Consider the following 23,514-nt stretch of genomic DNA (forward strand, 5'->3'; position numbering starts at 1 on the left):
CCCGTTTTTGTATTGACCTCAAGGCATGGGAACGCCGAGGTCTTTGACCTTGTGGGTGGGTAGGTTGCAGCAGTAGTGCGGGCAGGCCGGAACGAATTCGATCTCAACTCTTCCAGGAACGATATGGCCCACCGAGTCTGCCGCCACAACGGCCGGATCGACGTACACCCGCTCAGGCAGAAAGCCTTGTTGCATCAAAAACTGATGGACGGTTTTCATGCGCTGAGTGGCTAACGTCATGTCTGCGGGTTGCTTTGAATCTGCAAGCCCCATGATCGAGAAATTGCTGTAGTTCGGGAAATGCGCTTTCAGATCGGCCAACTGATCGCTGAGTTGGAATACAACGCTGGCATCTAGCACTGCAGAGTTACGTGGAAACGTGATGTTGAACTGCTGCACCGGGCTACAGGCAAGTGCTGTTGTTGCGCAGAAGGCGATCGAAAGCGCCAGTAACTTGTTGAGAATTGGTGGCATGGCCTGAATCTTCAGAGAATGGGCGTGCCCGGCGTTGGCCGGGCGGTACATTGAAGGCCTGTGCTACGGCGCGTTGATCGACTTAACTCCAGGGCAGCATGGGTTAGGGCACGCCGGCACAATCGAGATTTCGACACGTCGCCCGTTTTCCACATCGCCTGAGCGATAGACGCCGTAGTGCTCGTCCATCGGCACCTGATTGAAGTGCTGAGTTTTCAGGATGGATACGACTGCCTGCAAGCGTGCTTTCGCCAATGAACGCGCGTTGTGCTCGCGTTCCTCGGCCCGTCCATTGATTTGAAATAGCTCTTGCCTGGGATATTTGATGCGCTGATCTACCATCCAATTCGCCATGCGGAGTACTTCTGACGTGGATACTGCGGCGGAGTCAGGGGGAAAGTACACATCGAAATTCTGACCTGGCATGCAAGCATATGCAGGGTGGATACCCAGGAGCAGCAACGCTGCTAGCGTCCGCCTAATCTTCATAGATGACATAGCCTGTGATGCTATCGGCGTTACGGAGCGTAATCTCCGGATTGGTTCTTGCGGCCTTTAGAGCTTCTCTCATGAAGTAGACCGGGTCTCCGGTGCTCATGGTGTCGTGGAAGTGCGATACCTCATGGATCAATGTAGAGACTTGTGAGTCCACGTTGTAAGCGAAGTCTCGCAATTCGCAGAAATCCAGATGAATGGCGATGGTGTGTGTTGCCGTATCTGGTGCACATACTTCTGCAACCACCCCGAGTTTTTTCTTTGAGTCTGATACGCAGCCGACGTTTGCCATGGCTGCTTCCGAGTAGCGGACAAAATTGCCCGGAGTCAGTCCGGCCAGTACGTGCCGTATACGGGAAAGCCCGGCTGCTAGATAGTCCCTCGTTGCACTGTCGCTATTCCCGAACCACTGGGCGACGCGGGCCTGCGCAGTGGAAGACCATCGTGTTAGTTCTGCTATGCGCTTATCGACAAGCGAAACAGCTTTGTCTCGTCGTTTCATGACCTTCTGAGCGAACTCCTCGTTCGTCATGTTTGGACAAATCAAGTCTGGATGATCCTCCAACGTGCTTGGTTCTTCCTCACTGACCTTCTCGTGTGCGTGCTCTTCGTGGGTATATTCGCGCTGCGGCACATAGGCGGGCGCAATCGGCAAGCTCGTTCGTGCAACCTCCTCGCTCGTGAAACTCATCTTCATCGCACGCACGGCATAAAAGACTGGCGGCGGATTACACCCACAAACGTTGATATCCCCACTCAATGCCCACGGCTTGCCGTTGGGCCCGGTGCCGGCATGGCGCGGCCCCTTCGGCGCAATGAACCCTTCTCGCTTGCACGCCGTGCAGTACGTTTTCATGTACAGCGTGGCGATTTGCACGCTGGGTGGCGGGTTGGAGCAGGTGATGCTCGGCAGTCCCTCCACGATTGTTGCGCTACCGGCCCGGTCGCCTCGCGCGAGGAAGTACCGGATCATGTCGCCGATCCTTCAGGCGCGGCTGGCAACCTCTTTCTTTGTGGGGAATACGCTCCGATGTTTTGCATGGCGGTGTCTCCGTTAAAGCATGAAGGACGAAACACCCGCCATCTTTGCCGAATGGCGTAGGCAAGAAAGTCAATATCGGTTGAAAGCAGAACCGTGCGCGATGTGGCCCGTTATTTCGAGGCGATATCCGATGCGCAATGCGTGAGCGCACAAATACAAACGCCCTGAGCAAGTCAGGGCGTTTTTGCACGACCCTGTTTTACAGGGGCTTACCCCAACAGCGCGTCCGCAAATTCGCGTGCGGAGAACGGTTGCAGGTCTTCCACCTGCTCCCCCACGCCAATGAAGTACACCGGCACCGGCCGCTGTCGCGCGATGGCGGCCAGGATACCGCCCTTGGCGGTGCCATCCAGCTTGGTGACGATCAGGCCCGTGAGGCCCAGCGCTTCGTCAAACGCCTTCACTTGCGCCAGTGCGTTCTGGCCCGTGTTGCCGTCAATCACCAGCAATGTTTCGTGCGGTGCCGTGGCCATGGCCTTGGCGGTCACGCGGCGCACCTTCTTGAGCTCTTCCATCAGATGCAACTGCGTCGGCAGGCGGCCGGCGGTATCGGCCATGACGATGTCGATGCCGCGTGCGCGGGCTGCGTTTACGGCGTCGAAGATCACAGCGGCCGGATCGCCCGATTCCTGTGCCACCACCGTCACGTTGTTGCGCTGGCCCCAGACCACGAGCTGCTCGCGTGCCGCAGCGCGGAACGTATCGCCCGCAGCCAGCAGCACGGATTGGCCATAGGTCTGGAAGTGCTTGCACAGCTTGCCAATGCTGGTGGTCTTGCCGGCGCCGTTGACGCCCGCAATCATGATCACCATCGGCTGCTCGCGGCCGAGCACCATGGTTTTTTCCAGCGGATGCAGCAGCTCGACCAGCAGGTCGCGCAGAGCGGTCTTCACGCCTTCGGCGGTTTCGATGCGCTCGGCCTTGATGCGGCGGCGCAGTTCGCCCAGCAGGTATTCGGTGGCGTCGACGCCGGCATCTGCCAGCAGGAGCGCGGTTTCCAGTTCTTCGAACAGCGCCTCGTCCACCTTCACGCCAACGAACAGCGTCGTCAGATTCTTGCTCGTCTTCGACAGGCCCGAGCGCAGGCGCGACATCCAGCCCTTGCGGGCCTGCTCGACCACCTGTGGCGTCGGCACGGTTTCGATGTCGTCGGCCTGCATGTCGAGCGTGGCAGGCTCGGCGGGCGAGTCCGGTACCGCCACAGCCACGGGGGCCGGTGCAGTAACAGGGGCCGGCGCAGGGGTCGGTACGGGTACGGGGGCGACAACCGCAGCGGGTACAGGCGCGGGGATGGGGATTGCAGCCGGGGCAGGTATCGGGGCCTGAACGGCTTCGGGGGCGGCAGCGGGTGTTGCCACCGGTGTCGATTCGGCAGCCGGCTGCGGCTCTGCCTTGCGCTTCTTCCAGAAACTAAACATCGTAAAAGGCAGTCTATTCGCCGTTAGAATCAAGCGTCGAATTTTATCAGACGGCCCTTATGCGCTCTTCCATGCGAAACGTCTCAAGCCGGACCCGGTTGGGTGCCTGGCAATTGGCCGCGATGGCCTTGGCGGCGGGCCTGTTGGCCGGCCCCGTTGCTGCGCAGGAACTGGCAGCCGCGCCAGTACGCCCGGCGGCCGCTGTTGCCGGTGCCAGGGTCGGTGCCAGCCAGTCCGATACGCACGAATACAAGCTCTCCAATGGCCTGCGCCTGATCGTCAAGGAAGACCACCGCGCGCCCACCGTGGCCCACATGGTCTGGTACCGCGCCGGCAGCATCGACGAGCACAACGGCACCACCGGCGTGGCCCACATGCTTGAGCACATGATGTTCAAGGGCACCAAGGACGTCGGCCCCGGCGAATTCTCCCGCCGCGTGGCCGCCATGGGTGGCCGCGAGAACGCCATGACCACGCGCGACTTCACGATGTACTACCAGCAGATCGAGAAGTCGCACCTGGGCGATGTGATGAAGCTCGAAGCCGATCGCATGGCCAATCTCCAGCTCACCGACAAGGAGTTCAAGCCGGAGATGAACGTGGTGAAGGAAGAGCGCCGCATGCGCATCGACGACTCCGCCCGTTCGACTGTCTACGAGCAGATGCTCGCTGTGCTGTTCAATGCCGCGCCGTATCGCAACCCGACCATCGGCTGGCCGGGCGATCTCGACACAATGACCGTGCAGGACGCGCAGGATTGGTACCACGCCTGGTACACGCCCAACAATGTCACCGTGATCGTCACCGGGGATGTGAACCCCGATGAGGCCTTCCGCCTTGCGGAGCGCACTTACGGCAAGCTCAAGCCGCACGCACTGCCGCGCCGCTACACGCAGGAGGAGCCCAAACAGATCGGCGTGAAGCGCATCTGGGTGAAGGCGCCGGCGGAGAACCCGTACGTGGTGCTGGCTTACAAGGTACCGGCGCTTAGGGATGTGGAGAAGGACGTTGACCCGTACGCGCTCGAAGTGCTCTCCGCTGTACTCGACGGCTATGACAATGCGCGCCTGTCGAGCCAGCTCGTCAAGGGCGAAAAGCGCATCGCCGATGACGTCAACGCCGGCTACGACGGCCTGAATCGTGGCCCGTCAATCTTCATCATGGACGGCACCCCCGCTGATGGCCATACCACCGCCGAGATCGAGCAGGCCCTGCGTGCGCAGATCGACCGCATCGCCAAGGAAGGCGTGACCGACGCCGAGCTCAAGCGCGTCAAGGCGCAGGTCGTTGCCGGGCAGATCTACAAGCGCGATTCGGTGTTCGGCCAGGGCATGGAGATCGGCATGACCGAGATGAGTGGTCTGTCGTGGCGTTCGATCGACCGCCAGCTCGAGAAGATCAAGGCGGTCACGTCGGCGCAGATCCAGCAGGTTGCCAAGACGTACTTCAGTGAAGACAACCTCGTCGTGGCCACGTTGCTGCCGCAACCGATCGATCCCAACAAACCGGCGCGCAAGCCTGTTCCCGGCATGCGCGAAGAAGGAGGGCTGCGTTGATGCGCGCCATGTCCCTGACCCTGAAGACGGCGCTGGTCGCCATTGTTGCGGCTGCGGCGCAGAGCGCCTTGGCCGCGTTGCCCATCGAACACTGGACAGCCCCCACCGGCGCACGCGTGTTCTTCGTGCCGAGCCCGTCGATCCCGATGCTCGACATCAACCTCGATGTGGATGCCGGTTCACGCTACGAGCCCGCAGCCAAGGTGGGTCTGGCGTCGCTGACGGCCGGCATGCTCGACAAGGGCGTTGCCGCGCAGACCAACGCGCCTGCACGCGATGAGGCGGCCATTGCCGATGCATTTGCCGACGTTGGGGCGAGCTTCGGCGGCGGCGCTGGCGGTGACCGCACGAGCTTGCGCCTGCGCACGCTGTCCGATCCGGCTGAACGCGGCCCCGCCATCGCGCTGATGACGCAGATCGTCTCCGCACCGACCTTTCCTGACGCGGTGCTCGCGCGCGACAAGCAGCGCCTGGTCGCGTCCATCCGTGAATCGCTGACAAAGCCGGGCGTGCTGGCCGAGCGTGCGTTTGGTACGGCCATCTACGGCACGCATCCGTATGGGCAGACCGCCTCGCCGGAGACGGTGGAGAGCATCACGCGCGACGACATCGTGCGCTACTACCAGGCTAACTACACGGCCAAGCGCGCGGTGGTGACGCTGATTGGCGCGATCAGCCGCCAGGAAGCCGAGGCCATCGCCGTGCAGATCACGCAGGGCCTGCCCGCCGACGGCGCCGCGCCGCCGGCACTGCCCGACGTGAAGATGCCGCTGACCAAGGGCGAGACGATCCGCATTCCGCACCCGGCACAGCAGGCCACCATCATCGTTGGCCAGCCTGGCATCTCGCGTAGCGACAAGGATTACTTCCCGCTGCTGGTCGGCAACTACGTGCTGGGCGGTGGTGGCTTCAGCGCGCGCTTGACCAACGAGGTGCGCGAGAAACGTGGCCTGACCTACAGCATCGGCAGCTACTTCGCGCCGGCCGCGCAGCCCGGCCCGTTCGAGCTGGCTCTGCAGACGCGCAAGGACCAGACCGAGGAAGCGCTGACCGTGGTGCGCGACACCGTCGCCAAGTTCGTCGCAGACGGCCCGACCGACGCGGAGCTCAAGGCCGCGAAAGACAACCTCGTCAACGGCTTCCCGCTGCGCCTGGACAGCAACCGCAAGCTGCTGGACAACGTGGCCAACATCGGCTGGTACAACTTGCCGCTCGACTACCTGGATACGTGGACGCAGCGCATTGCCGCCGTCACGCGCGACCAGGTGCGTACGGCATTCCAGCGCGTGCTGCAGCCGCAGACCATGGCGACCATTGTGGTGGGCGGCCCGGCGACAAACTGACGCACGGCACCTTCAACCGAAAAAAACCGGCGGTATTCCCGCCGGTTTTTGTTTTGGCTGGCACTACAATCGCGCCCATGGCATCCCGATCTTCCAGTTCCAAGGGCCCCAAGGCCAAGACCGCCACGTCGCATGCGCGCGCGCCGCAGCAGGTGCGCATCATCGGCGGGCAATACAAGCGCACACCGCTGCCGGTGGTTGACGCCGACGGCCTGCGCCCGACCAGCGACCGCGTCCGCGAAACCGTCTTCAACTGGCTTGGCCAGGACCTGACCGGCTGGCGCTGTGCCGACCTCTTTGCCGGCACCGGTGCGCTTGGCCTCGAGGCAGCCTCGCGTGGCGCGGCGCACGTGACGCTGGTTGAGAACCATGCGCCCGCCGTACGTGCGCTGCACGCCGTGCGCGACAAGCTCGATGCGCACATGGTCGACATCGTCTCGGGGGACGCTTTCACATGGCTTGCGCGCCAGGCTGACGGTGCATTCGACGCGGTGTTCATCGACCCGCCATTTGCGCAGGATTGGTCGTTGCGTGCGTTGGAGGCGGCCATCCGTGTAGTGAAGCCGGGCGGGGTGATTTATCTAGAAGCGCCGCAGCCCCTGGTGGATGTGAGTGCTGATTCACAATCTGCGGTCGATGCTGCAGGCATTCCACTGCCGTCCGATGTGGCACTTCACAAGCACCTGCGCGCCGGCGCGGTGCATGCGCATTTGCTGCTGCGCAAAAACGGTTAAACTACGCCGCTCGTTCCGGTGCATGAGCATCTGGCGGCACCTCGCTACAGTCTGATTGTGAGGTCGCCGAAAGGCAGCCGGAACGTGCGGGCGGCAGGCTCGGGACTTGCCGCGCTCGATAACGCAACGGTGTCCAAACGCAGATTGGCGCGGCAATGTCCCACGCCGCGCCGGTGGATACTCTTTTCCCCTTGGTGGAGGAACCATGGTGATCGCGGTTTATCCCGGCACTTTCGATCCGTTCACGCGCGGCCACGAAGACCTCGTCCGCCGTGCGTCCAACATCTTCGACGAGCTGATCGTCGGCGTGGCACAGAGCCCGAACAAGCGGCCGTTCTTTGCGCTGGAAGAGCGCATCGAGATCGCCCGCGAGGTGCTCGGCCACTATCCGAACGTGCGGGTCGAAGGGTTTTCCGGCCTGTTGAAGGATTTCGTGCGCAAGAACGGCGCGCGCGTGATCGTGCGGGGCCTGCGTGCCGTGTCGGACTTCGAGTACGAATTCCAGATGGCCGGCATGAACCGCTACCTGCTGCCGGACGTGGAAACCATGTTCCTCACGCCGTCGGACCAATACCAGTTCATCTCGGGCACCTTCGTGCGCGAGATCGCCATTCTTGGCGGCGACGTTAGCAAGTTCGTGTTCCCCTCGGTCGAGAAATGGCTCAAGGAGAAGACGGGCAAGGCAGATGCCTCCGACAAATCGGAATAAAATGGCACGTTGGCGGGAGCCTTCCCGCCGGTCATTTCAAGGAAAGCATCATGGCGCTCATAATTACTGATGAGTGCATCAATTGCGACGTGTGCGAGCCCGAGTGCCCGAACAACGCAATTTCGATGGGCCCGGAGATCTACGTGATCGACCCGGGCAAATGTACGGAGTGCGTCGGGCACTTTGATGAGCCGCAATGCCAGCAGGTGTGCCCGGTCGACTGCATTCCCAAGGACCCGGCCCATGCCGAGACGCAAGAGCAGCTGATGCAGAAGTACATTCAGCTCACCTCCGCCCCGCGCGCAGCGTAAGCAAAAAAAGAGACGGCTCAGGCCGTCTCTTTTCATTGGTGCGAGCCGACTCGCGCACTGCTTACTGAATCGGCAGCAGATCCTCCGGGCCTTCATACGCATAACCCGGCTCGCAGACGATGCGGTAGTGCGGCAGATGAGGCCGTGGTGGCCGCGGCACGACAGGTGTCGGAGTAACCGGCGCCTGCACGAACGGTTTGGTGCCGCCGTTCGGTTGGCGCAATGCACCTGCGGCTGGCGCCGGCGTGACGGTAACCGGCGGGCTGACCACCGGCATTGGCGTCGGATAGGGCATCGGGTACGGCATCGGCCCTACGTAGACGCGATGGCAGTAGCGCACGCCTTCCTGCGCCACCACCACCTTCTGCCGTTGGTCGCGGCGCGCCTGTTCGGCGGCCTGCGCAGCGATCTGTGCCTGGCGAGCATCCTCGGCGGCTTGTGTCTTGCGGCGCGAGGATTCCATCTCTCGCACTTCGGCCGCCTCGGCAGCGGCGCGCTCCCGAGCGGCTTTCTGGTCTGCGGCACTCGGCGTGTTGTCGATCAGCGGTATCTCTTTTGCACGTGTGCCGCAGGGGCGGTCGGAATACGCTGTCTGGCCATTCTCACTACAGCGATAGACCTGCGCCTGCGCTGGTGCTGCCACCAGCAGGCCGAGCGCCAAGCCCGCCAGCGCGGCGGCGCGTGAGCTGAGCATGGTGAACGGTTTCATGGCGATATCCTAGTGTGAGTGCATCAGCCTGCGGTGTGCAGGCGCATCATGGATTTCTCGGCATGACCGGCAATCAGATCGGGCAGCGCGTCCAGGCTGCGGTCGATGGCGCGGTCAATCAGATCCTGTTCTTCCTTGCGCGGGGCCTTGAGCACGAAGTTGGCCACATCATGCTGGCCTGACGGTGCCGTGCCCGGCGGCAGCAGGTTGCGCGGATGGCCGATGCCCAAGCGCAGGCGCCAGAACTGCTGCGTGGTCAGATGCGCGGCAATGTCCTTCAGCCCGTTATGACCACCCGAGCCTCCACCAAGCTTGAGCTTGACCGCACCGGGCGGCAGATCAAGTTCGTCGTGCGCAACCAGGATCTCGTCGGGCATTACCTTGTAGAAGCGCGCCAGTGCCACGGTCGACAGGCCCGAGCGGTTCATGAAGGTCTGCGGCTGCAGCAGCCACACCTCGTTGCCCCACAGGTTGGCGCGTGCAGCATAGCCGTGGAAGCGCGTCTCGTTGCGCAAGGTCACGTTGCCGATGCGTGCGAGCTGGTCGACCAGCCAGAAGCCGGCATTGTGCCGCGTGGCTGCGTATTCGGCGCCCGGATTGCCGAGCCCGACGATGAGTTTGATCATGCGATGGATACCAGGGTGGGGTGAGGGATGCGCCCCTTGACCGTACAAGCATAGCCGCTTTCGCCCACTGGATTCACGGCATGGACACGGGGCGGCTTGGATGCGGAAACTCAGGCAGAAAAAAAAGCCCGGCGAGACCAGCTCGGCGGGCTTTTTCGTGTCGTGCCCGAAAGCACGACGGTGCGGCAACCTTAGGCGGCCGGCTTGTCTTCGCCTGCAGCAGCAGCGCCTTCTTCGGCAGCGGCGGACTTCTCGCCAGCCGGCACGCTGATGTTAGCCACAGCCGGGTTCTCATCGCCACCGTGGGTGAGGATGGACACGCCCTTCGGCAGCTTCAGGTCGGAGATGTGCAGAGTCTGGCCGATTTCCAGAGCGCCCAGATCCACTTCGATGAACTCCGGCAGGTCGGCCGGCAGGCACGACACTTCAACGTCGTTCAGGATGTGGTTCACGATGCCGTGGCCCAGCTTCACGCCCGGTGCGGATTCCTGGTTCAGGAAGTGCAGCGGCACCTTGACGTGGATCTTTTCCTTGGCCGACACGCGTTGGAAATCAACGTGCAGAACCAGTTGCTTGAACGGGTGCAGCTGGAAATCGCGCAGCAGCGCCTTTTCCACCTTGCCAGCCACTTCGATATCGAGGATCGACGAGTGGAAGGCTTCCTTCTTCAGCGCGTGGTACAGCGCATTGTGATCGAGTTCGATCATCTTCGGATCGGCTTCACCGCCGTAGATGATGCCCGGGGTCTTGCCGGCGTTGCGCAGGCGGCGGCTCGCACCAGTGCCCTGAACGCTACGCTCGAAAGCGACAACTTTCATGATTGCTCCAAACGAAAAAGACGACTCGCGACCAAGCCGTCTGGTGAACGGGGCGCCATATTGCGCCCCGCAGACACCACAGAAGTGCCGTCTAGTCGACGTTTTCTGCAGTAAAGCCTTGAATTATAACAGGGACCCGTATATTTGCTGAATTATTCAGCAAACAGCGACATGATCGAATCGCCGCGCACGATGCGGGTGAAGGTCTCGGCCAGCAGCGGGGCGGTCGAGAGCTGGCGAATCTTGCCGCACTTGATGGCGTCTTCGCGCAGCGGGATGGTGTCGGTCACGACCACTTCGTCGAGCGCGGAATCAGCGATGCGGGCGGCTGCGCCACCTGACAGCACCGGGTGCGTGCAGTACGAGAACACCTGCTTGGCACCGCGTTCCTTGAGCACCTGCGCGGCTTTGCACAGCGTGCCGCCAGTGTCGATCATGTCGTCCATGATCACGCAGTTGCGGCCTTCGACTTCACCGATGATGTTCATCACCTCGGCCACGTTGGCCTTCGGGCGACGCTTGTCGATGATGGCGAGGTCGGTGTTGAGTTGCTTGGCGAGCGCACGGGCGCGCACCACGCCGCCAACGTCCGGCGACACGACCAGCAGGTCGCTGTAGTTTTTCTTGCGCAGGTCTTCGAGCAGAACAGGCGACGCGTAGATGTTGTCGACCGGGATATCGAAGAAGCCTTGGATTTGGTCAGCGTGGAGGTCCATCGTCAGCACGCGCTCGACGCCGGCGACTTCCAGCATGTTGGCCACGACCTTGGCCGTGATGGCCACACGCGCCGAACGCGGGCGGCGATCCTGGCGGGCATAGCCGAAGTAGGGGATGGCAGCCGTGATGCGGCGGGCGGACGCGCGCTTGAGCGCATCGACCATCACCATCAGTTCCATCAGGTTATCGTTGGTCGGGGCGCAGGTGGATTGCAGGATGAACACGTGCTTGCCGCGCACGTTCTCCTGGATCTCGACCTGAACTTCACCATCGGAGAATCGGCCGACGAGGGCCTTGCCGAGCGGGATGCCTAGGTGTTTGACGACAGCTTCGGCGAGTTTCGGGTTGGCGTTGCCGGTAAAAACCATCAAGCCTTCGCTGCTCATCGGGGCACCTGTTTTTCGACTTCAGACGCGCCGGTTGGATGAAGCACCAACCGGGCTATTGCTGGAAACATAAGGAAGAAATGGCAGGGGCGGAAGGATTCGAACCTACGCATGCCGGAATCAAAATCCGGTGCCTTAACCAGCTTGGCGACGCCCCTACACAACCGATCGGTTACTGCTTCCATTGCAGAAGCAATAACTGCAAACCTTACACAGCAAATCTTGCGAGCGGATGATGCGTCAGACCTGCCGCACATCGACCTTCCCACTCGGAAGGCACCTGATCCGCCACCGCTTGCGCATGCTCAACGTTATCGAACGGAGCAAACACGCAGGCGCCGGATCCGGTCATTCTTGCCAGAGGGCTGAACTGTCGTAGCCAGGCAAGTGCTCGGGCGATTTCGCCGTATTTCCTTTCCGCCACCGCTTGCAGATCGTTGCGACCGTAAGCGAAAACAATTTGTTGGTCAGGAAAGTCCGTAATTATGGTGAGTGGCGTGTCGCGTGTCAACCCTTCATCGGAAAAAATTGTAGGGGTGGGCACATGCACGCGCGGATGGATCACCACGAACGCCGCCGGCGGCAGCGTGACGGGCGTGAGTTCTTCACCGATGCCCTCGGCAAACGCGTTCTGGCCGAAGACGAAGAAGGGTACGTCGGCGCCGAGCTTCAGGCCCAGTGCCATCAACGTTGTGCGCGGCAGATCGAGGCCCCACAGATGGTTGAGCGCGAGCAGCGTGGTGGCCGCGTCGGACGAGCCGCCACCAATGCCGCCGCCCATCGGCAGGCGTTTTTCGATGGCGATGTCGGCGCCGTAAGTACAACCGGTTTCCGCTTGCAGCAGGCGTGCGGCGCGCATCACGAGGTCTTCATCGGCGGGCACGCCGGGCACATCGGTGGTGCGGGCGAGGCGGCCGTCTGCGCGTCGCGAGAAGTGCAGCGTGTCGGACCAGTCGATGAGCTGGAAGACCGTCTGCAGCAGGTGGTAGCCGTCGGGCCGTCGGCCGACCACATGCAGGAACAGGTTGAGCTTGGCGGGCGCGGGGCAATCACGCAGCTCGGTGGGTGCGGAGGTCATGGTGAGGCGATGACGACGTTACTGGTCCAGCACAAGCCGCACCGTGAGCGGCCCGTTGGCGCCCTGCGAACGATCAAGATCGAGCCGGCGGATATGCGCATCGGCGGAGGTGTCGTCCGTCCAGGCGACGTAGTGCACGGTCCAGCCGTTCTGTTCGATGATTTCGGGCCGCGATTGCGCGTCGCGTGCCACGCGAGCCGGCGTGCCCGGGGCGGGGCGGGCACGCAGCCAGTCGCGCAGGCCGGATACGGGCAGCGAGAAGCCGAGTGCATCCTGCATCAGCGTGTCGACTTCGGGCGCGCGACGCGGTGGCTGGTTGGGCAATTCAAGCGTGGCGCCCTGATTGCTCTGGCTGACCACCGCCAGCGTCTGGCCCAGTGGGGACATCAACTCAAGCTGCACATCGGTGCCGCGCTCGCGCCACAGGAAGCTGCCCACCGCGCTTTGCTCCGCGTTGCCTTGCGTGTAGCGGGCAGAGAAGCGGCCCTGGTAGCGGGTGATGGTGGTGTCGTTGTCTTGTGAGTCGGCGAACAGGTCGTTGGCTGGGCGCACGCTTGCGCAGCCTGCAAATACCACACAACTGACGCCCAGCACCAATGCGCCGAGCGCGCGGGAAAACTGCAGCGTCATCAGTTCGCGCTCACGGGAACGTCGGGAATCGGCTGGCCGAAGCGGCGCAGCGTGTCGCGCAGGGTGTTGTCGTTGATGTCGAGCTTGGTGGCTTCCGTCCAGATCTTGCGCGCGTCGTCCTGCTTGCCCGATTGCCACAGCACTTCACCCAGGTGGGCACCAATCTCGGCTTGCGGCGCGGAACTCCATGCCTTGCGCAGGATGTCGGTGGCTGCCGGCAGATCGCCGCGGCGGTATTTGACCCAGCCCAGACTATCGGCGATGTAGGGATCGCCCGGGGCCAGCGAAACGGCTTTCTCCAGCAACTCCTGCGCTTCCTGCAGGCGCACGTTGCGATCCGCCAGCGAGTAACCGAGCGCGTTGTAGCCGATGGCTTGACCGGGGCGCAGGTCGATCACCTTGCGCAGCAGCGTTTCCATGTTGTCGTAGTGGCCGTCGTGCTCTTCGAGCATTGCCAGCTGGTACGTGTATTCGACGTTGTCCGGGTCGTTCGCCAAGAGTTCGTTGACGCGTGCGCGGGCACGGCCGAAGGCCTTGGCGTCCATCAGCATACCGATTTCAGCCTGGCGGATGCCATCCATCAGGGCCTGGCGGCGCGGACCATCGGGAATGTCTTCCGAATCGGCAACGAGTTCGTCGAAGGCCTGTTGCGCTTCGTCGATACGGCGCAGCTTGCCGAGCAACTGGCCGCGCTTGATACCGGCTGCCAGCGCGGTCTGGCCGTCGGCGTCGCCGTTGGCCGAGCCGGTGATCTTGTCGACCCAGGCCAGCGCGCCGGCGTAGTCGTGCTTTTCTTCGGCGAGCTGGGCGAGGCCCTGGTAGCCGGGTTCGGGGCTCAGCGTGGGCGACTTGGCCGTTGCTGCGACGTATTCCTTCAGGTAGCGCTCGGCGGCGTCGTACTGGCGCTGTTGCAGTGTCAGCAGGCCGAGTGCCAGCGTGATGCGCGCATCGTTGGGGGCGATCTTCTTGAGTGCCTCGAATTCGCCGCGGGCCTTGTCTTGCTGATCGCGCACAAGGTACATGCGGGCGAGCGCCAGATGGCCGTCGATTGAAGCGGGCGCGGCCTTCAGGAAAGTGCGCAGGCCGGCAATGGCGGCATCAGGGTCGTCGTCGGCGCGCAGCTCAGCGGCCAGGATGGCGGCGTCTTCATAGCCGGGGCGCAGCTTGAGGGCGGTGTCCAGTTCGGCCAACGCGCCGGGCACATCCTTGGCGACGACCTTGGCGCGAGCCAGGGCCAAGTGCGTCTCGGGGCGCTGCATGTCGTGCGAGGCGATGCGCTGCAGCGCCGCTACCGCGCCGGCCGGGTCGGTGCTCTTGGACATCTGCTGCTGCAGTTGCAGGATGGCGTCGGCGCGTTGACCGGGAGAAACCTTGTTCAGCTGCGCCTGCAGCATCGGCTCGACTTCCGACCACTTGCCCGTGGCCACCAGCAGAAGCTGCTGCACCTGGCGTGCTGGCATGGAGGTCGGCGACAGTTCGACCCACAGCCGCGAGGCGGTTAGCGCCTGCGCGGGTGAGCGGGTCAGGAAGGCGATCTCGGTGGCGCGCTGGGCGAAGCGCGGGTCGCGCGTGTCTTGCGCGAGATCCAGATAGGTGCGGTATGCCGGCTCGACCAGCCCGCGCTGCAGCGAAATCTCCGACGCCAGCACGCGGTACATGATGTCCTGATCGAGTGCGATCGAAGGCAGATCGGTGCGCTCCGAATTCAGCAGGCCGCCACGCGGGCGCGAGCGCTCGAGCGTGATGGTTGGGCGGTTGCCGGTGCCGCCTTCCTGCGCTGCCTGGGCGATCAGCGGGGCTGCGGAGGTTGGGTGTGCCGCCCATGCCGGCAGACCGGCCAGCCCTCCCGCAATCAGCGAGGCGAGCAGGATCGCTCGGCTGCGCGGAAATCGCCGCGGGCGTTGCATCGCTGGCGAACGGGAGAAAGCGTGGGGCATGGTCTTGAAGCTCCGGATGGGGTTCAGGGCATTGTAGCCTGACCGCTACAATCGCCCGCATCGTAAAAAAGGTTGGAGCAGCACATGCGACGGAGGTTCGATGCCTGAGTTGCCAGAGGTGGAAGTCACCCGCCTGGGTTTGCTACCACATATTACGGGGCGGCGTATTGTGCGCGCGGTGGTGCGCCATCACGGGCTGCGCTGGCCGGTCGATCCTGCCTTGCCAGCGTTGCTCGCCGGCCTGACCGTCACGCGCCTGTTGCGCCGTGGCAAGTATCTGCTGATCGAATGCATGCCCGACGCAGGCCACGCCGATACCGGCGGCGGCTGGCTGCTGATCCACCTCGGCATGACCGGCACGCTGCGCGTACTGGAGACCCCGGTTTCACCCGGCCCGCACGATCACGTGGACCTTGAACTGGTCGACGCAGCCGGCGTGCCGATCACGCTGCGCTATCGCGATCCGCGCCGTTTCGGCGCCGTGCTCTGGCACGCGGGCAAGGAAGTGGATGGGGCCGGCCTGCCCGACCACCCTTTGCTGCGCAACCTCGGCATCGAACCTTTCGATGCGCGTTTCGGCGGCGATTGGATGTACACCCGCACACGCGGGCGCACCGTCGCCATCAAATCGGCGCTGCTGGCGGGCGATATCGTGGTCGGCGTGGGCAACATCTACTGCTCGGAAAGCCTGTTTCGGGCCGGCATCCGGCCCACCACGGCAGCCGGGCGCATCAGCCGGCCGCGCTACGCCGCGCTGGCTGAGGCCGTTCGCGCCACGCTGGCTGACGCCATCGCCCGGGGTGGCAGCACACTGCGCGATTTTGTCGGTTCGGATGGCCAGAGCGGGTATTTCCAGCTTGATGCGTTCGTGTACGACCGGGCCGGTCTGCCATGCCGCGTGTGCGGTACGCCGATCCGCCAGATTGTCCAGGGTCAGCGCTCCACGTTCTATTGCCCGACCTGCCAGCGCTGAGGCGGCTTTCGGAGCGATTTGCCCGTCATTTCGCAAGGTTTTCGAAGGGGGGTGACGGGCGGTCGATGGCATCCCGCAACACTTGGCTGTCCGGCCCAGACAAGTCGGCGGAAAGTTCTCCCGGAACCTGTCGGTTCCCTGTATCGTTCCACCTAAATTTGTGCATTTCTGTGCCGTAATGGGCGGTAACAGCAATGCCGAGGGGGCGCGTGCATTTTGCATGTCGGGGCGCGCACAAAATAAGACAGAACGATGAATAACACACTGAGCACACAGTTCGAGCAGTACGGTACCTGGCGCGCTTCGGTCCTGCAGTCGGTAGGAGAATTCCAGGACTGGCTGCAAGATCAGGAGCTGTACGACGCCCAGGCCGACATGCGCGCGCAACGCATTCGCGGCGTTCTGCGCAGCGACAAGCTCAAGGTCGCTTTCATTGCCGAGTTCTCTCGCGGCAAAAGCGAACTGATCAACGCCATTTTCTTTGCAGATTTTGGCCGCCGCATTCTGCCGTCGTCAGCGGGCCGGACCACGATGTGTCCGACCGAGCTGATGTACGACGAAAGCTACCCGCCGTCGATTCGACTGCTGCCGATCGAGACGCGTCTGCATGACGCCTCGACCGCTGACTTCCGAGATGCCGGCAGTCACTGGCTGTCGGTGCCGCTCGATCCGTCGTCGCCCGAGGGCATGCTCGAAGCGTTCCGCCACGTGGTGGAAACCGTGCGCGTGCCCAAGGAAGAGGCTGAGCAGCTCGGCCTCTTCAACGATGCCGATCCGGATGCCGCGTTCTCGGTGGATGCCGCCGGTACGGTGGAAGTGTCGAAGTGGCGCCACGCGATCATCAATTTCCCGCACCCGATGCTCAAGCAGGGTCTGGTGATCCTGGATACGCCGGGCCTGAACGCCATCGGTACTGAGCCTGAGCTGACGCTGCGCCTGATTCCGGATGCGCATGTCGTCGTGTTTGTGCTGGCGGCCGATGCCGGCGTGACCAAGAGCGATTTGGAACTGTGGCGCTCGCACGTGGGCGGTGGTCAGCGCAAGGGCTGCATCGCCGTGCTCAACAAGGTCGACGGCCTGTGGGACCCGCTCAAAACCGAGCAGGAAGTTGAGAACGAAGTCAGCCGCCAGATCATGACCACGGCGCAGGTGCTCGATATCGATGTCGAGCGCGTGTATCCGGTGTCGGCGCAGAAGGGCCTGCTGGCCAAGGTCAGCCATGACCACGAACTGCTGGCCAAGAGCCGGCTGCCGGAGCTGGAGTCGGTGCTGTCGGATCAACTGATTCCGCAGCGTCGGGAGATTGTCACCGAGCAGGTGCAGCTGGCGGTGAAGGACATGGCCGCCGGCGCGCAGCAACTGCTGCAGATGCGCCGCCGCGACATCGTCGAGCAGCTGTTCGAACTGCGCGGCCTGCGCGGCAAGAACCACACGATGGTCAAGCACATGCTGATGCGTGTGCAGGGCGAGAAGGAAGAGTTCGAGCAGAGCATCGCCAAGTTCCAGGCGCTGCGCACGGTGTTCGGCCGCCATAGCGCAGAGATCATCAAGAGCGTGCAGCTCAAGCAGATCCGCACGACCATGCGCGAAGCGCGCGAGAAGATGAAGGAGCGCGTGTTCTCGCGCGGCCTGCGCGACGACATGGACAAGCTGTTCGGTCACCTGACCGGCCTGGTGCGCGACGCCGCCAACCGCATCGACCAACTGCACCAGATGGTCGACGGCATGTACAAGAAGTTCAACGCCGAGCACGGCTTCACGCTGTCGCCGCCGCTGCGCTTCCTGGGCACGCGCTACGACGCCGATCTGAAAGAGACGCTGATGCTCGCGCACAACCACTTTGGCGCGTTCAGCTTCCTGACGCGTCCGAAGCCGCAGCTCGTGCACGGCGCGTTCTCGACGGTGGCCAGCCGCGTGCTGGATACCTTCCAGGACATGAACCGTGATATCGAGATCTGGCTGAAGTCGGTCATGACGCCGCTGGAAGCGCAGGTGCGCGATCACCAGAAGCAACTGCGCAAGCGTGTGGATTCGATCGAGCGCATCCACGAGGCCACCGATACGCTGGAAGCGCGCATCGCTGAACTTGAAGCGCTGCTCAACACGCTGGATGAGCGCAGCGGCACGATTGCCCAGTACACCGATCGCATCCTTGCGGCTGGGACGCTCCTGGAGCGGCACTCAGTCGCGGCCTGATGTGATTGTCGGCCAACGTTGCTCATGAAAAGGCGCCTGCGGGCGCCTTTTTCGTTCTGGTAGGATCGCCGCCAGCGCGCATCTTCCGTGCGCCGCTTCTTCATCACACGCATGACCGCCACCCCACGCCGCACGCGCCGACCCGCGCAACCTGCCCCCGCCTTGCCCTCGCTCCCCGACGATTTTGCCGTGCGCGTGATCGCCTGGCAGCAGCGTCATGGCCGCCATCATCTGCCGTGGCAGAACACCGGCGATGCGTATCGCACGTGGCTGTCGGAGATCATGCTGCAGCAGACGCAGGTGAGCGCCGTACTCGGCTACTACGCGCGCTTTATCGAACGTTTTCCGACCGTGCAGGCCCTGGCTGCAGCACCGGCCGACGACGTGATGGCCGCATGGGCCGGCCTGGGCTACTACACGCGTGCGCGCAATCTGCATCGCTGCGCACGGATCGTCGTGGCGGAGCATGGCGGCGTCTTCCCGCGCGACCCTGAGGTGCTGGCGTCGCTACCGGGGATTGGGCGCTCGACCGCTGCGGCCATCGCTGCGTTTTCGTATGGCGTGCGCGCGGCCATTCTCGATGGCAACGTCAAGCGCGTCTTCGCACGGGTGTTCGGCATCGACGGCTTTCCTGGCGACAAGCGTGTCGAAGACACCATGTGGCGGATCGCCGAAGCTGTGCTGCCGCCTGCCGACGGCATTCAGCCGTACACGCAGGGGTTGATGGATATGGGGGCCACCGTCTGCACGCGTGGCAAGCCCGCGTGTCTGACAGGCGAGCGTGCGTGTCCGCTCGAATCGTTGTGCGAGGCGCGCAGCACCGACCGGGTGATGGCGTTGCCTGTGCCGCGTCCGCGCAAGGCGATCCCGGAGCGTGCCGCCACATTGGTGATCGCGTTGCATGCTGACACTGTCTTGCTACAGCGACGTCCACAACGCGGTATCTGGGGCGGGCTGTGGTCGCTGCCGTTGGTGGGAGACATGGACGATGCGCTCGACGCGCATCCGTTGGATGCGGATACCGTGCGCCAGGCCGCGCGGGCGTACGGCACCGTCTCAGATGTGGAAGCTGCTGGCGCGCTCACGCACACCTTTACGCATTTCCGTCTGCACATGCACCTGCTGCGCGCGAACATCACCAAGCCAGCGGCGCTCGACGATGACTGGCGCTGGGTGCCGCTTGCGCAATTGAGTTCGGTGGGATTGCCCGCGCCCGTGAAATTGGCGCTGGAGACCTTGGTGCAGCCGAGCTTGGTCTAAGCCTCACCTGGCCGGTGCGGCATCAAAGAATGTGATGCTGCTTCATGTAGCGATGGACGATCTCGATGCGCATGCCGGCATCCATCAGTTCCATCAGCTTCTGCTTGGCCTTGAGCGGCACCGGCAGCAGTTCACACAGCCGGTTGGCGACCCAGCTTGGGCTGTTCCACTCGTATGGTTCGGCCATCAGCACCTGGCCGTCTTCGCGCGTGCTCAAGGTCGTGACGATGCGGCGCAGGGCGTTCACGCAATCGTCGAAAAGCTCGCCCTTGCAGTCCTGCACGTCGGCGCCGATGGGCTCCACCGTGCCGCGCATCAGACCGTTGGCGGTGGTCTCGAATGACAGCACCTTGAAGCGCTGCGTGCCGCGCACCTTGATCATCAGCAGGCCCAGTTGCTCCATGTCGCATTCGACGATGTGGGCAATGCAGCCGACATCCACCGGCTCGGTCGGCGCATCTGCTGTGGCAACTTCATTGCCGCGCTCGATCAGGCAGACGCCGAAGGGGGTCTGGTCGCGCAGGCAGGTGCGGACCATGTCCATGTAGCGGGCTTCGAAAATACGCAGCGGGAGAAGACCGCCGGGAAACAGCACCGTGTGCAGCGGAAACAGCGGCAGCTCGGTGGGCAGCGGCGGCAGCGGCGAGAACGGCGAGAGAGCGATGTCTTCTTGCATGAACGGTTGGAGCAGACGGCGGCAAGACTTTCGCATGGCGCCGCGCAAGCCGTATCCGTGCATCCTGCCGGACCGGCTCGGCGCGCATGGCGCGCGGTTCAGCCCTCTACGGCCAATTCGCGGTGGCGCACCAACACATTACCATGCGCGCGGAAGTACGTGGCGAGCCGCTCGGCGATATACACCGAGCGATGCTGGCCCCCCGTGCAGCCGATCGCCACCGTCAGGTAGCTGCGGTTGTCGGCAATGAAACTCGGCAGCCACTTTTCGACGTACGCGCGGATGTCTTCGGCCATCGCCAGCACCATCGGCTGGCTTTGCAGGAAATCGATGACGGGTTGGTCGCGGCCGGTCAGCGGGCGCAACTGCGTGTCGTAGTAGGGATTGGGCAGCGAGCGCACGTCGAAGACGAGGTCTGCATCCGTCGGTACTCCGTGCTTGAAGCCGAACGATTCGAACATCAGCGTGATGTCGTGCGGCTCGTCACTGATGAATTCCTTGATGTACGCGCGCAGGGCGTTGGTGCGCAGCGTACTGGTGTCGATGCGGTGTGCCGGGTCGGCCAGCGGGCTGAGCAGCTCGCGCTCCATCTCGATGGCTTCGATGAGCGACGTGTCTGCGCCTTTCGGTGCTTGCGGCGGTTCGGCGCTCGCATGCGCAGATGCGGGGCGACCGTTGCGGATGGAGAGTGGGTGTCGGCGGCGTGTTTCGGAGTACCGCTGCACCAGCGCATTTGTGCTGGCGGTCAGGAACAGCATGCGCACGTCGTGTTCCTTGCGCAGCGTCGTGATGGTCTCGGGCACCTTGCGCAGCGATTCGCGGCTGCGGATGTCGGTGGCAACGCCCAGGTGCGTGTAGCCCTGGTCCGCCAGATAGCGCGCCAGTTCGGGAATGAACTGCGCGGGCAGGTTGTCGACGCAGTAGTAGCCTGCGTCTTCGAGCACGTTCAGGGCGACCGATTTCCCTGAACCCGAAACACCGGTGATGAGAATGATCCGCATGCCGCGAGGATAGCATCCCTCTGTGGCAAACCAGCGACCAAACAAAAAGGCGGCCTGGGTGGCCGCCTTTCTGGCACTGCGCTAAGCCGATGCTCAGCTGCGGTTCTCAGCCCTTGAGGCAGTCGCTCTGGGCCTTCTTGTACTCATCGCCCTTCTTGCCCTTGTTGGCCTTGGAGCAGGCGGCCATTTTTTCCTGCTGGGTCATCGGGGCGGCCGCCGGGGCAGCATCGGTCTTGCCGGACAGGCAATCGCTCTGGGCCTTCTTGTAGTCGGCGCCCTTCTTACCCTTGTTGGCCTTGGAGCAGGCGGCCATCTTCTCTTGCTGCGAATTCTTGGCTGCCGGGGCGGCTGCGGTTGCGGCCGGTGCAGCAGCGGCCGGTGCGCTACCTTGGGCGAAAGCCTGGCCAGCCAGGAACGGGAGCGCCAGGGCGCAAGCGGCAATCAGTTGTTTCATCGTCGTGTTCTCCTTGGGTACCGTCAGAAGAGCGGGGCAGACAAGCCGCCGCGCTCGCGATGAACGCCGCCGCGTGCGTGCCCGGCGCATTCCCCTCCACAACGGGGCGGGGGCATGTCGGGTTGACGTTTCTCGACAAAACTAGGGTAAAACCCCTCGAATTGCGAAGCTTTGTAACGACTTTGTTAAAGCAACCGGCCCTGGGGCGAGTGTGACGCCGCTTCGGCCTGCATGGCAGCGCGCTGGCGGTCCATGAAGTCGCGCAGCGTGTCGATGCCGCGCAGGCGCAGGATGGTGTTACGCACGGCAGCCTCGACCAGCACGGCCAAGTTGCGGCCGGCCGCCACCTGGATCTTCACCATGTGGATCGGCAAGCCGAGCACGTCGAGATACTGAGAATCCAAGGGCAGGCGTTCGAACTCGCCGTCGTTGCGGCGCACAAGCTGCACGATCAGCTTGATCTTCATTTTTCGGCGCACGGCCGTCTCACCGAAGATCGTCTTGATGTCGAGCAGGCCCAGGCCGCGCACTTCCAGCAGGTTCTGCAGCAGCGGCGGGCAGCGGCCTTCGATGAAATCCGGCCCCAGACGCACGAAGTCGACCGCATCGTCGGCCACCAGGCCATGGCCGCGCGAGATCAGCTCCAGGCCGAGTTCGCTCTTGCCCAGCCCCGAATCGCCCATGATGAGCACGCCCATGCCGAGGATGTCGAGAAACACCCCGTGCATCGTCACACGTGGTGCCGAGATGCGCGACAGGTACAGACGCAGGTGGTCAATGACGGCCGCCGACGAAATCGGCGAGGTGAACAGCGGCGTGGATGAACGCGTGCAACGCAGTTCCAGATCGGGCGGGGGATCCACGCCGTCAGCCACCACCAGGAAGGGCGGTTCCAGCAGGATCAGCTCACCCATCTGGCGCTTGCGGTTTTCTTCCGACAAGCGCTGGTAGTAGGTGATCTCGGGCTTGCCGAGCACCTGAATGCGGTTCGGGTGAATGAGGTTCAAGTGCCCAACCAAGTCCGCCGCCGAGGTGGCCTCCTTGGCGAAATCCACATCGAACGCGCGGTCCGCGCCTTCCAGGCCAGCGACCCACGACAGCTTCAGGTCAGCTGCGTTGTCGTCGAAGATCGATTGGGCGGTGACGCCGGTCAGTTCCATAGCAGGGCGCGGTGATGCCGCTGGGCGGTGCGCATTCGCAATCGGTTGCGTTGCTGCGCCGATTGCGCCGCGCTCAGGGCCGCCAGTCGGTCAGTAGCTGGTGAATCGCCTCGGGCGATGGCTGGGTGGCGAGGCCTTCGCGCATGTCGCGATCGGACAGCAGCTGGGCAATTTCGGAGAGGATCTCCAGATGCTGCTGGGTGGCCTGTTCCGGCACCAACAGGAAGATCAGCAGCGAGACGGGCTTGCCGTCGGGCGACTCGAACGGCACCGGCTCGGCCAGGCGCATGAATGCTGCCAAGGGTTGCTTGAGCCCCTTGATGCGGCCGTGCGGGATGGCTACGCCGGCACCCAGCCCAGTGGAGCCGAGCGATTCGCGCGCGAACAGGTTGTCAGTGACGACCGCGCGGGCGACGCCGTGGTTGTTTTCGAACAGCAGACCGGCCTGTTCAAAGACCCGCTTTTTGCTGGTTACGCTGACGTCGAGGGCAATATTCCCGGGCGGCAGCAGTTTGGCCAAGCGATTCATGTGCAATGCGTGAAATGAGCGGCGTCCTTCTGCACCAAAGTGGCGCGGACAATCGGGTCATTATAGACCACGTGCCGCGCGGCTTTGTGCGGCGCACCAGCGGTGTGCCGCGCAGGGCAGAAGGCGAATCCCCCAAGGCTGCGGATCAGTCGGTGCAGGCAAATGGCGCCTGAGCATCGACCCTGTTGTTGCCAGCATGGCGGCAAAACCCACGCCACGCCCGGCATTCATACTTTCGTCAGATTTTAGCCCGACTTAATTCGGATGCAATCGGATTCGTCG

General features: G+C 63.4%; 24 protein-coding genes and 1 tRNA gene. 8 read left to right on the forward strand and 17 right to left on the reverse strand.

Going from position 1 to position 23,514, the window contains the following annotated elements; translation table 11 throughout:
* Positions 1–18: 18 nt before the first annotated feature.
* The 4 genes from R2N11_RS11520 to ftsY form a co-directional block, all read right to left on the reverse strand.
* Positions 19–525, reverse strand: a complete 507-nt coding sequence (locus tag R2N11_RS11520) for an OmpA family protein (protein ID WP_316681165.1) — start codon at positions 523–525, stop codon at positions 19–21.
* Positions 526–537: 12 nt separating this feature from the next.
* Entirely contained in the window at positions 538–816 is a 279-nt protein-coding gene (locus R2N11_RS11525; protein WP_316681166.1) for a hypothetical protein, read from the reverse strand.
* Between the two features lie 136 nt (positions 817–952).
* Positions 953–1,942 carry a M35 family metalloendopeptidase gene (locus R2N11_RS11530; RefSeq protein ID WP_316681167.1) on the reverse strand — a complete coding sequence of 330 codons (990 nt, stop codon included), beginning with the start codon at positions 1,940–1,942 and terminating at the stop codon, positions 953–955.
* Between the two features lie 278 nt (positions 1,943–2,220).
* On the reverse strand, positions 2,221–3,429 hold the full coding sequence (gene ftsY / locus R2N11_RS11535) for a signal recognition particle-docking protein FtsY (RefSeq protein WP_316681168.1): 1,209 nt from the start codon (positions 3,427–3,429) through the stop codon (positions 2,221–2,223).
* Positions 3,430–3,488: 59 nt separating this feature from the next.
* Between ftsY and R2N11_RS11540 the strand changes: the two genes are divergently transcribed.
* From R2N11_RS11540 to R2N11_RS11560, 5 genes are all read left to right on the forward strand, one after another.
* A complete protein-coding gene (locus R2N11_RS11540; protein ID WP_316681169.1) occupies positions 3,489–4,985 on the forward strand; it encodes a M16 family metallopeptidase in 1,497 nt (498 codons plus the stop codon).
* Positions 4,985–6,328 (forward strand): M16 family metallopeptidase, encoded by a 1,344-nt coding sequence (locus R2N11_RS11545; RefSeq protein ID WP_316681170.1) that lies wholly within the window; start codon positions 4,985–4,987, stop codon positions 6,326–6,328. The genes R2N11_RS11540 and R2N11_RS11545 overlap by 1 nt, the downstream gene beginning before the upstream one ends.
* Before the next feature lie 77 nt (positions 6,329–6,405).
* Positions 6,406–7,062, forward strand: a complete 657-nt coding sequence (gene rsmD, locus R2N11_RS11550) for a 16S rRNA (guanine(966)-N(2))-methyltransferase RsmD (RefSeq protein WP_316681171.1) — start codon at positions 6,406–6,408, stop codon at positions 7,060–7,062.
* Between the two features lie 205 nt (positions 7,063–7,267).
* Positions 7,268–7,771: a pantetheine-phosphate adenylyltransferase gene (gene coaD / locus R2N11_RS11555; protein ID WP_199026817.1), complete on the forward strand. Its 504-nt coding sequence runs from the start codon at positions 7,268–7,270 to the stop codon at positions 7,769–7,771.
* Between the two features lie 50 nt (positions 7,772–7,821).
* A complete protein-coding gene (locus R2N11_RS11560; RefSeq protein WP_316681172.1) occupies positions 7,822–8,082 on the forward strand; it encodes a YfhL family 4Fe-4S dicluster ferredoxin in 261 nt (86 codons plus the stop codon).
* Between the two features lie 61 nt (positions 8,083–8,143).
* Here R2N11_RS11560 and R2N11_RS11565 read toward each other — a convergent pair whose 3' ends face one another.
* From R2N11_RS11565 to R2N11_RS11600, 8 genes are all read right to left on the reverse strand, one after another.
* Positions 8,144–8,791, reverse strand: coding sequence for a DUF4124 domain-containing protein (locus tag R2N11_RS11565; protein WP_316681173.1), 648 nt, complete (start codon positions 8,789–8,791; stop codon positions 8,144–8,146).
* Between the two features lie 23 nt (positions 8,792–8,814).
* Positions 8,815–9,417, reverse strand: a complete 603-nt coding sequence (gene pth / locus R2N11_RS11570) for an aminoacyl-tRNA hydrolase (RefSeq protein ID WP_199026809.1) — start codon at positions 9,415–9,417, stop codon at positions 8,815–8,817.
* A 191-nt stretch (positions 9,418–9,608) separates the two neighbouring features.
* On the reverse strand, positions 9,609–10,235 hold the full coding sequence (locus tag R2N11_RS11575; RefSeq protein WP_199026806.1) for a 50S ribosomal protein L25/general stress protein Ctc: 627 nt from the start codon (positions 10,233–10,235) through the stop codon (positions 9,609–9,611).
* Positions 10,236–10,387: 152 nt separating this feature from the next.
* Positions 10,388–11,338, reverse strand: coding sequence for a ribose-phosphate pyrophosphokinase (locus R2N11_RS11580; protein ID WP_021196389.1), 951 nt, complete (start codon positions 11,336–11,338; stop codon positions 10,388–10,390).
* 81 nt (positions 11,339–11,419) lie between these two features.
* Positions 11,420–11,496: transfer RNA gene (locus tag R2N11_RS11585), tRNA-Gln, on the reverse strand.
* A gap of 50 nt (positions 11,497–11,546) precedes the next feature.
* The gene (gene ispE / locus R2N11_RS11590) at positions 11,547–12,416 is read right to left on the reverse strand and encodes a 4-(cytidine 5'-diphospho)-2-C-methyl-D-erythritol kinase (protein WP_199026802.1); all 870 of its coding nucleotides are present in this window, start codon (positions 12,414–12,416) and stop codon (positions 11,547–11,549) included.
* An 18-nt stretch (positions 12,417–12,434) separates the two neighbouring features.
* A complete protein-coding gene (gene lolB / locus R2N11_RS11595) occupies positions 12,435–13,046 on the reverse strand; it encodes a lipoprotein insertase outer membrane protein LolB (RefSeq protein ID WP_199026799.1) in 612 nt (203 codons plus the stop codon).
* Positions 13,046–14,983 (reverse strand): tetratricopeptide repeat protein, encoded by a 1,938-nt coding sequence (locus tag R2N11_RS11600; RefSeq protein ID WP_316681174.1) that lies wholly within the window; start codon positions 14,981–14,983, stop codon positions 13,046–13,048. The genes lolB and R2N11_RS11600 overlap by 1 nt, the downstream gene beginning before the upstream one ends.
* Before the next feature lie 100 nt (positions 14,984–15,083).
* Between R2N11_RS11600 and mutM the strand changes: the two genes are divergently transcribed.
* The 3 genes from mutM to mutY all read left to right on the forward strand — a co-directional run bounded on the left by mutM (position 15,084) and on the right by mutY (position 19,412).
* Complete coding sequence (gene mutM, locus R2N11_RS11605) at positions 15,084–15,956, forward strand: bifunctional DNA-formamidopyrimidine glycosylase/DNA-(apurinic or apyrimidinic site) lyase (RefSeq protein WP_199026794.1); 873 nt, start codon at positions 15,084–15,086, stop codon at positions 15,954–15,956.
* Positions 15,957–16,208: 252 nt separating this feature from the next.
* On the forward strand, positions 16,209–18,152 hold the full coding sequence (locus R2N11_RS11610; RefSeq protein ID WP_199026791.1) for a dynamin family protein: 1,944 nt from the start codon (positions 16,209–16,211) through the stop codon (positions 18,150–18,152).
* A gap of 111 nt (positions 18,153–18,263) precedes the next feature.
* A complete protein-coding gene (gene mutY, locus R2N11_RS11615; protein ID WP_316681175.1) occupies positions 18,264–19,412 on the forward strand; it encodes an A/G-specific adenine glycosylase in 1,149 nt (382 codons plus the stop codon).
* Between the two features lie 22 nt (positions 19,413–19,434).
* Here the strand turns inward: mutY and R2N11_RS11620 are convergent, their stop codons facing one another.
* The 5 genes from R2N11_RS11620 to ptsN all read right to left on the reverse strand — a co-directional run bounded on the left by R2N11_RS11620 (position 19,435) and on the right by ptsN (position 23,232).
* Positions 19,435–20,088, reverse strand: coding sequence for an LON peptidase substrate-binding domain-containing protein (locus R2N11_RS11620; RefSeq protein WP_316681176.1), 654 nt, complete (start codon positions 20,086–20,088; stop codon positions 19,435–19,437).
* Between the two features lie 98 nt (positions 20,089–20,186).
* A complete protein-coding gene (rapZ, locus tag R2N11_RS11625) occupies positions 20,187–21,089 on the reverse strand; it encodes an RNase adapter RapZ (protein WP_199026781.1) in 903 nt (300 codons plus the stop codon).
* Between the two features lie 106 nt (positions 21,090–21,195).
* Positions 21,196–21,543 carry a PsiF family protein gene (locus tag R2N11_RS11630; protein WP_199026778.1) on the reverse strand — a complete coding sequence of 116 codons (348 nt, stop codon included), beginning with the start codon at positions 21,541–21,543 and terminating at the stop codon, positions 21,196–21,198.
* Positions 21,544–21,728: 185 nt separating this feature from the next.
* Entirely contained in the window at positions 21,729–22,703 is a 975-nt protein-coding gene (gene hprK, locus R2N11_RS11635; RefSeq protein ID WP_021196399.1) for an HPr(Ser) kinase/phosphatase, read from the reverse strand.
* Between the two features lie 73 nt (positions 22,704–22,776).
* Positions 22,777–23,232 (reverse strand): PTS IIA-like nitrogen regulatory protein PtsN, encoded by a 456-nt coding sequence (gene ptsN / locus R2N11_RS11640; protein WP_199026775.1) that lies wholly within the window; start codon positions 23,230–23,232, stop codon positions 22,777–22,779.
* Positions 23,233–23,514: the final 282 nt, after the last annotated feature.

The organism is Ralstonia flaminis, from assembly GCF_958415495.1.
GTDB classification, from domain to species: domain Bacteria; phylum Pseudomonadota; class Gammaproteobacteria; order Burkholderiales; family Burkholderiaceae; genus Ralstonia; species Ralstonia flaminis.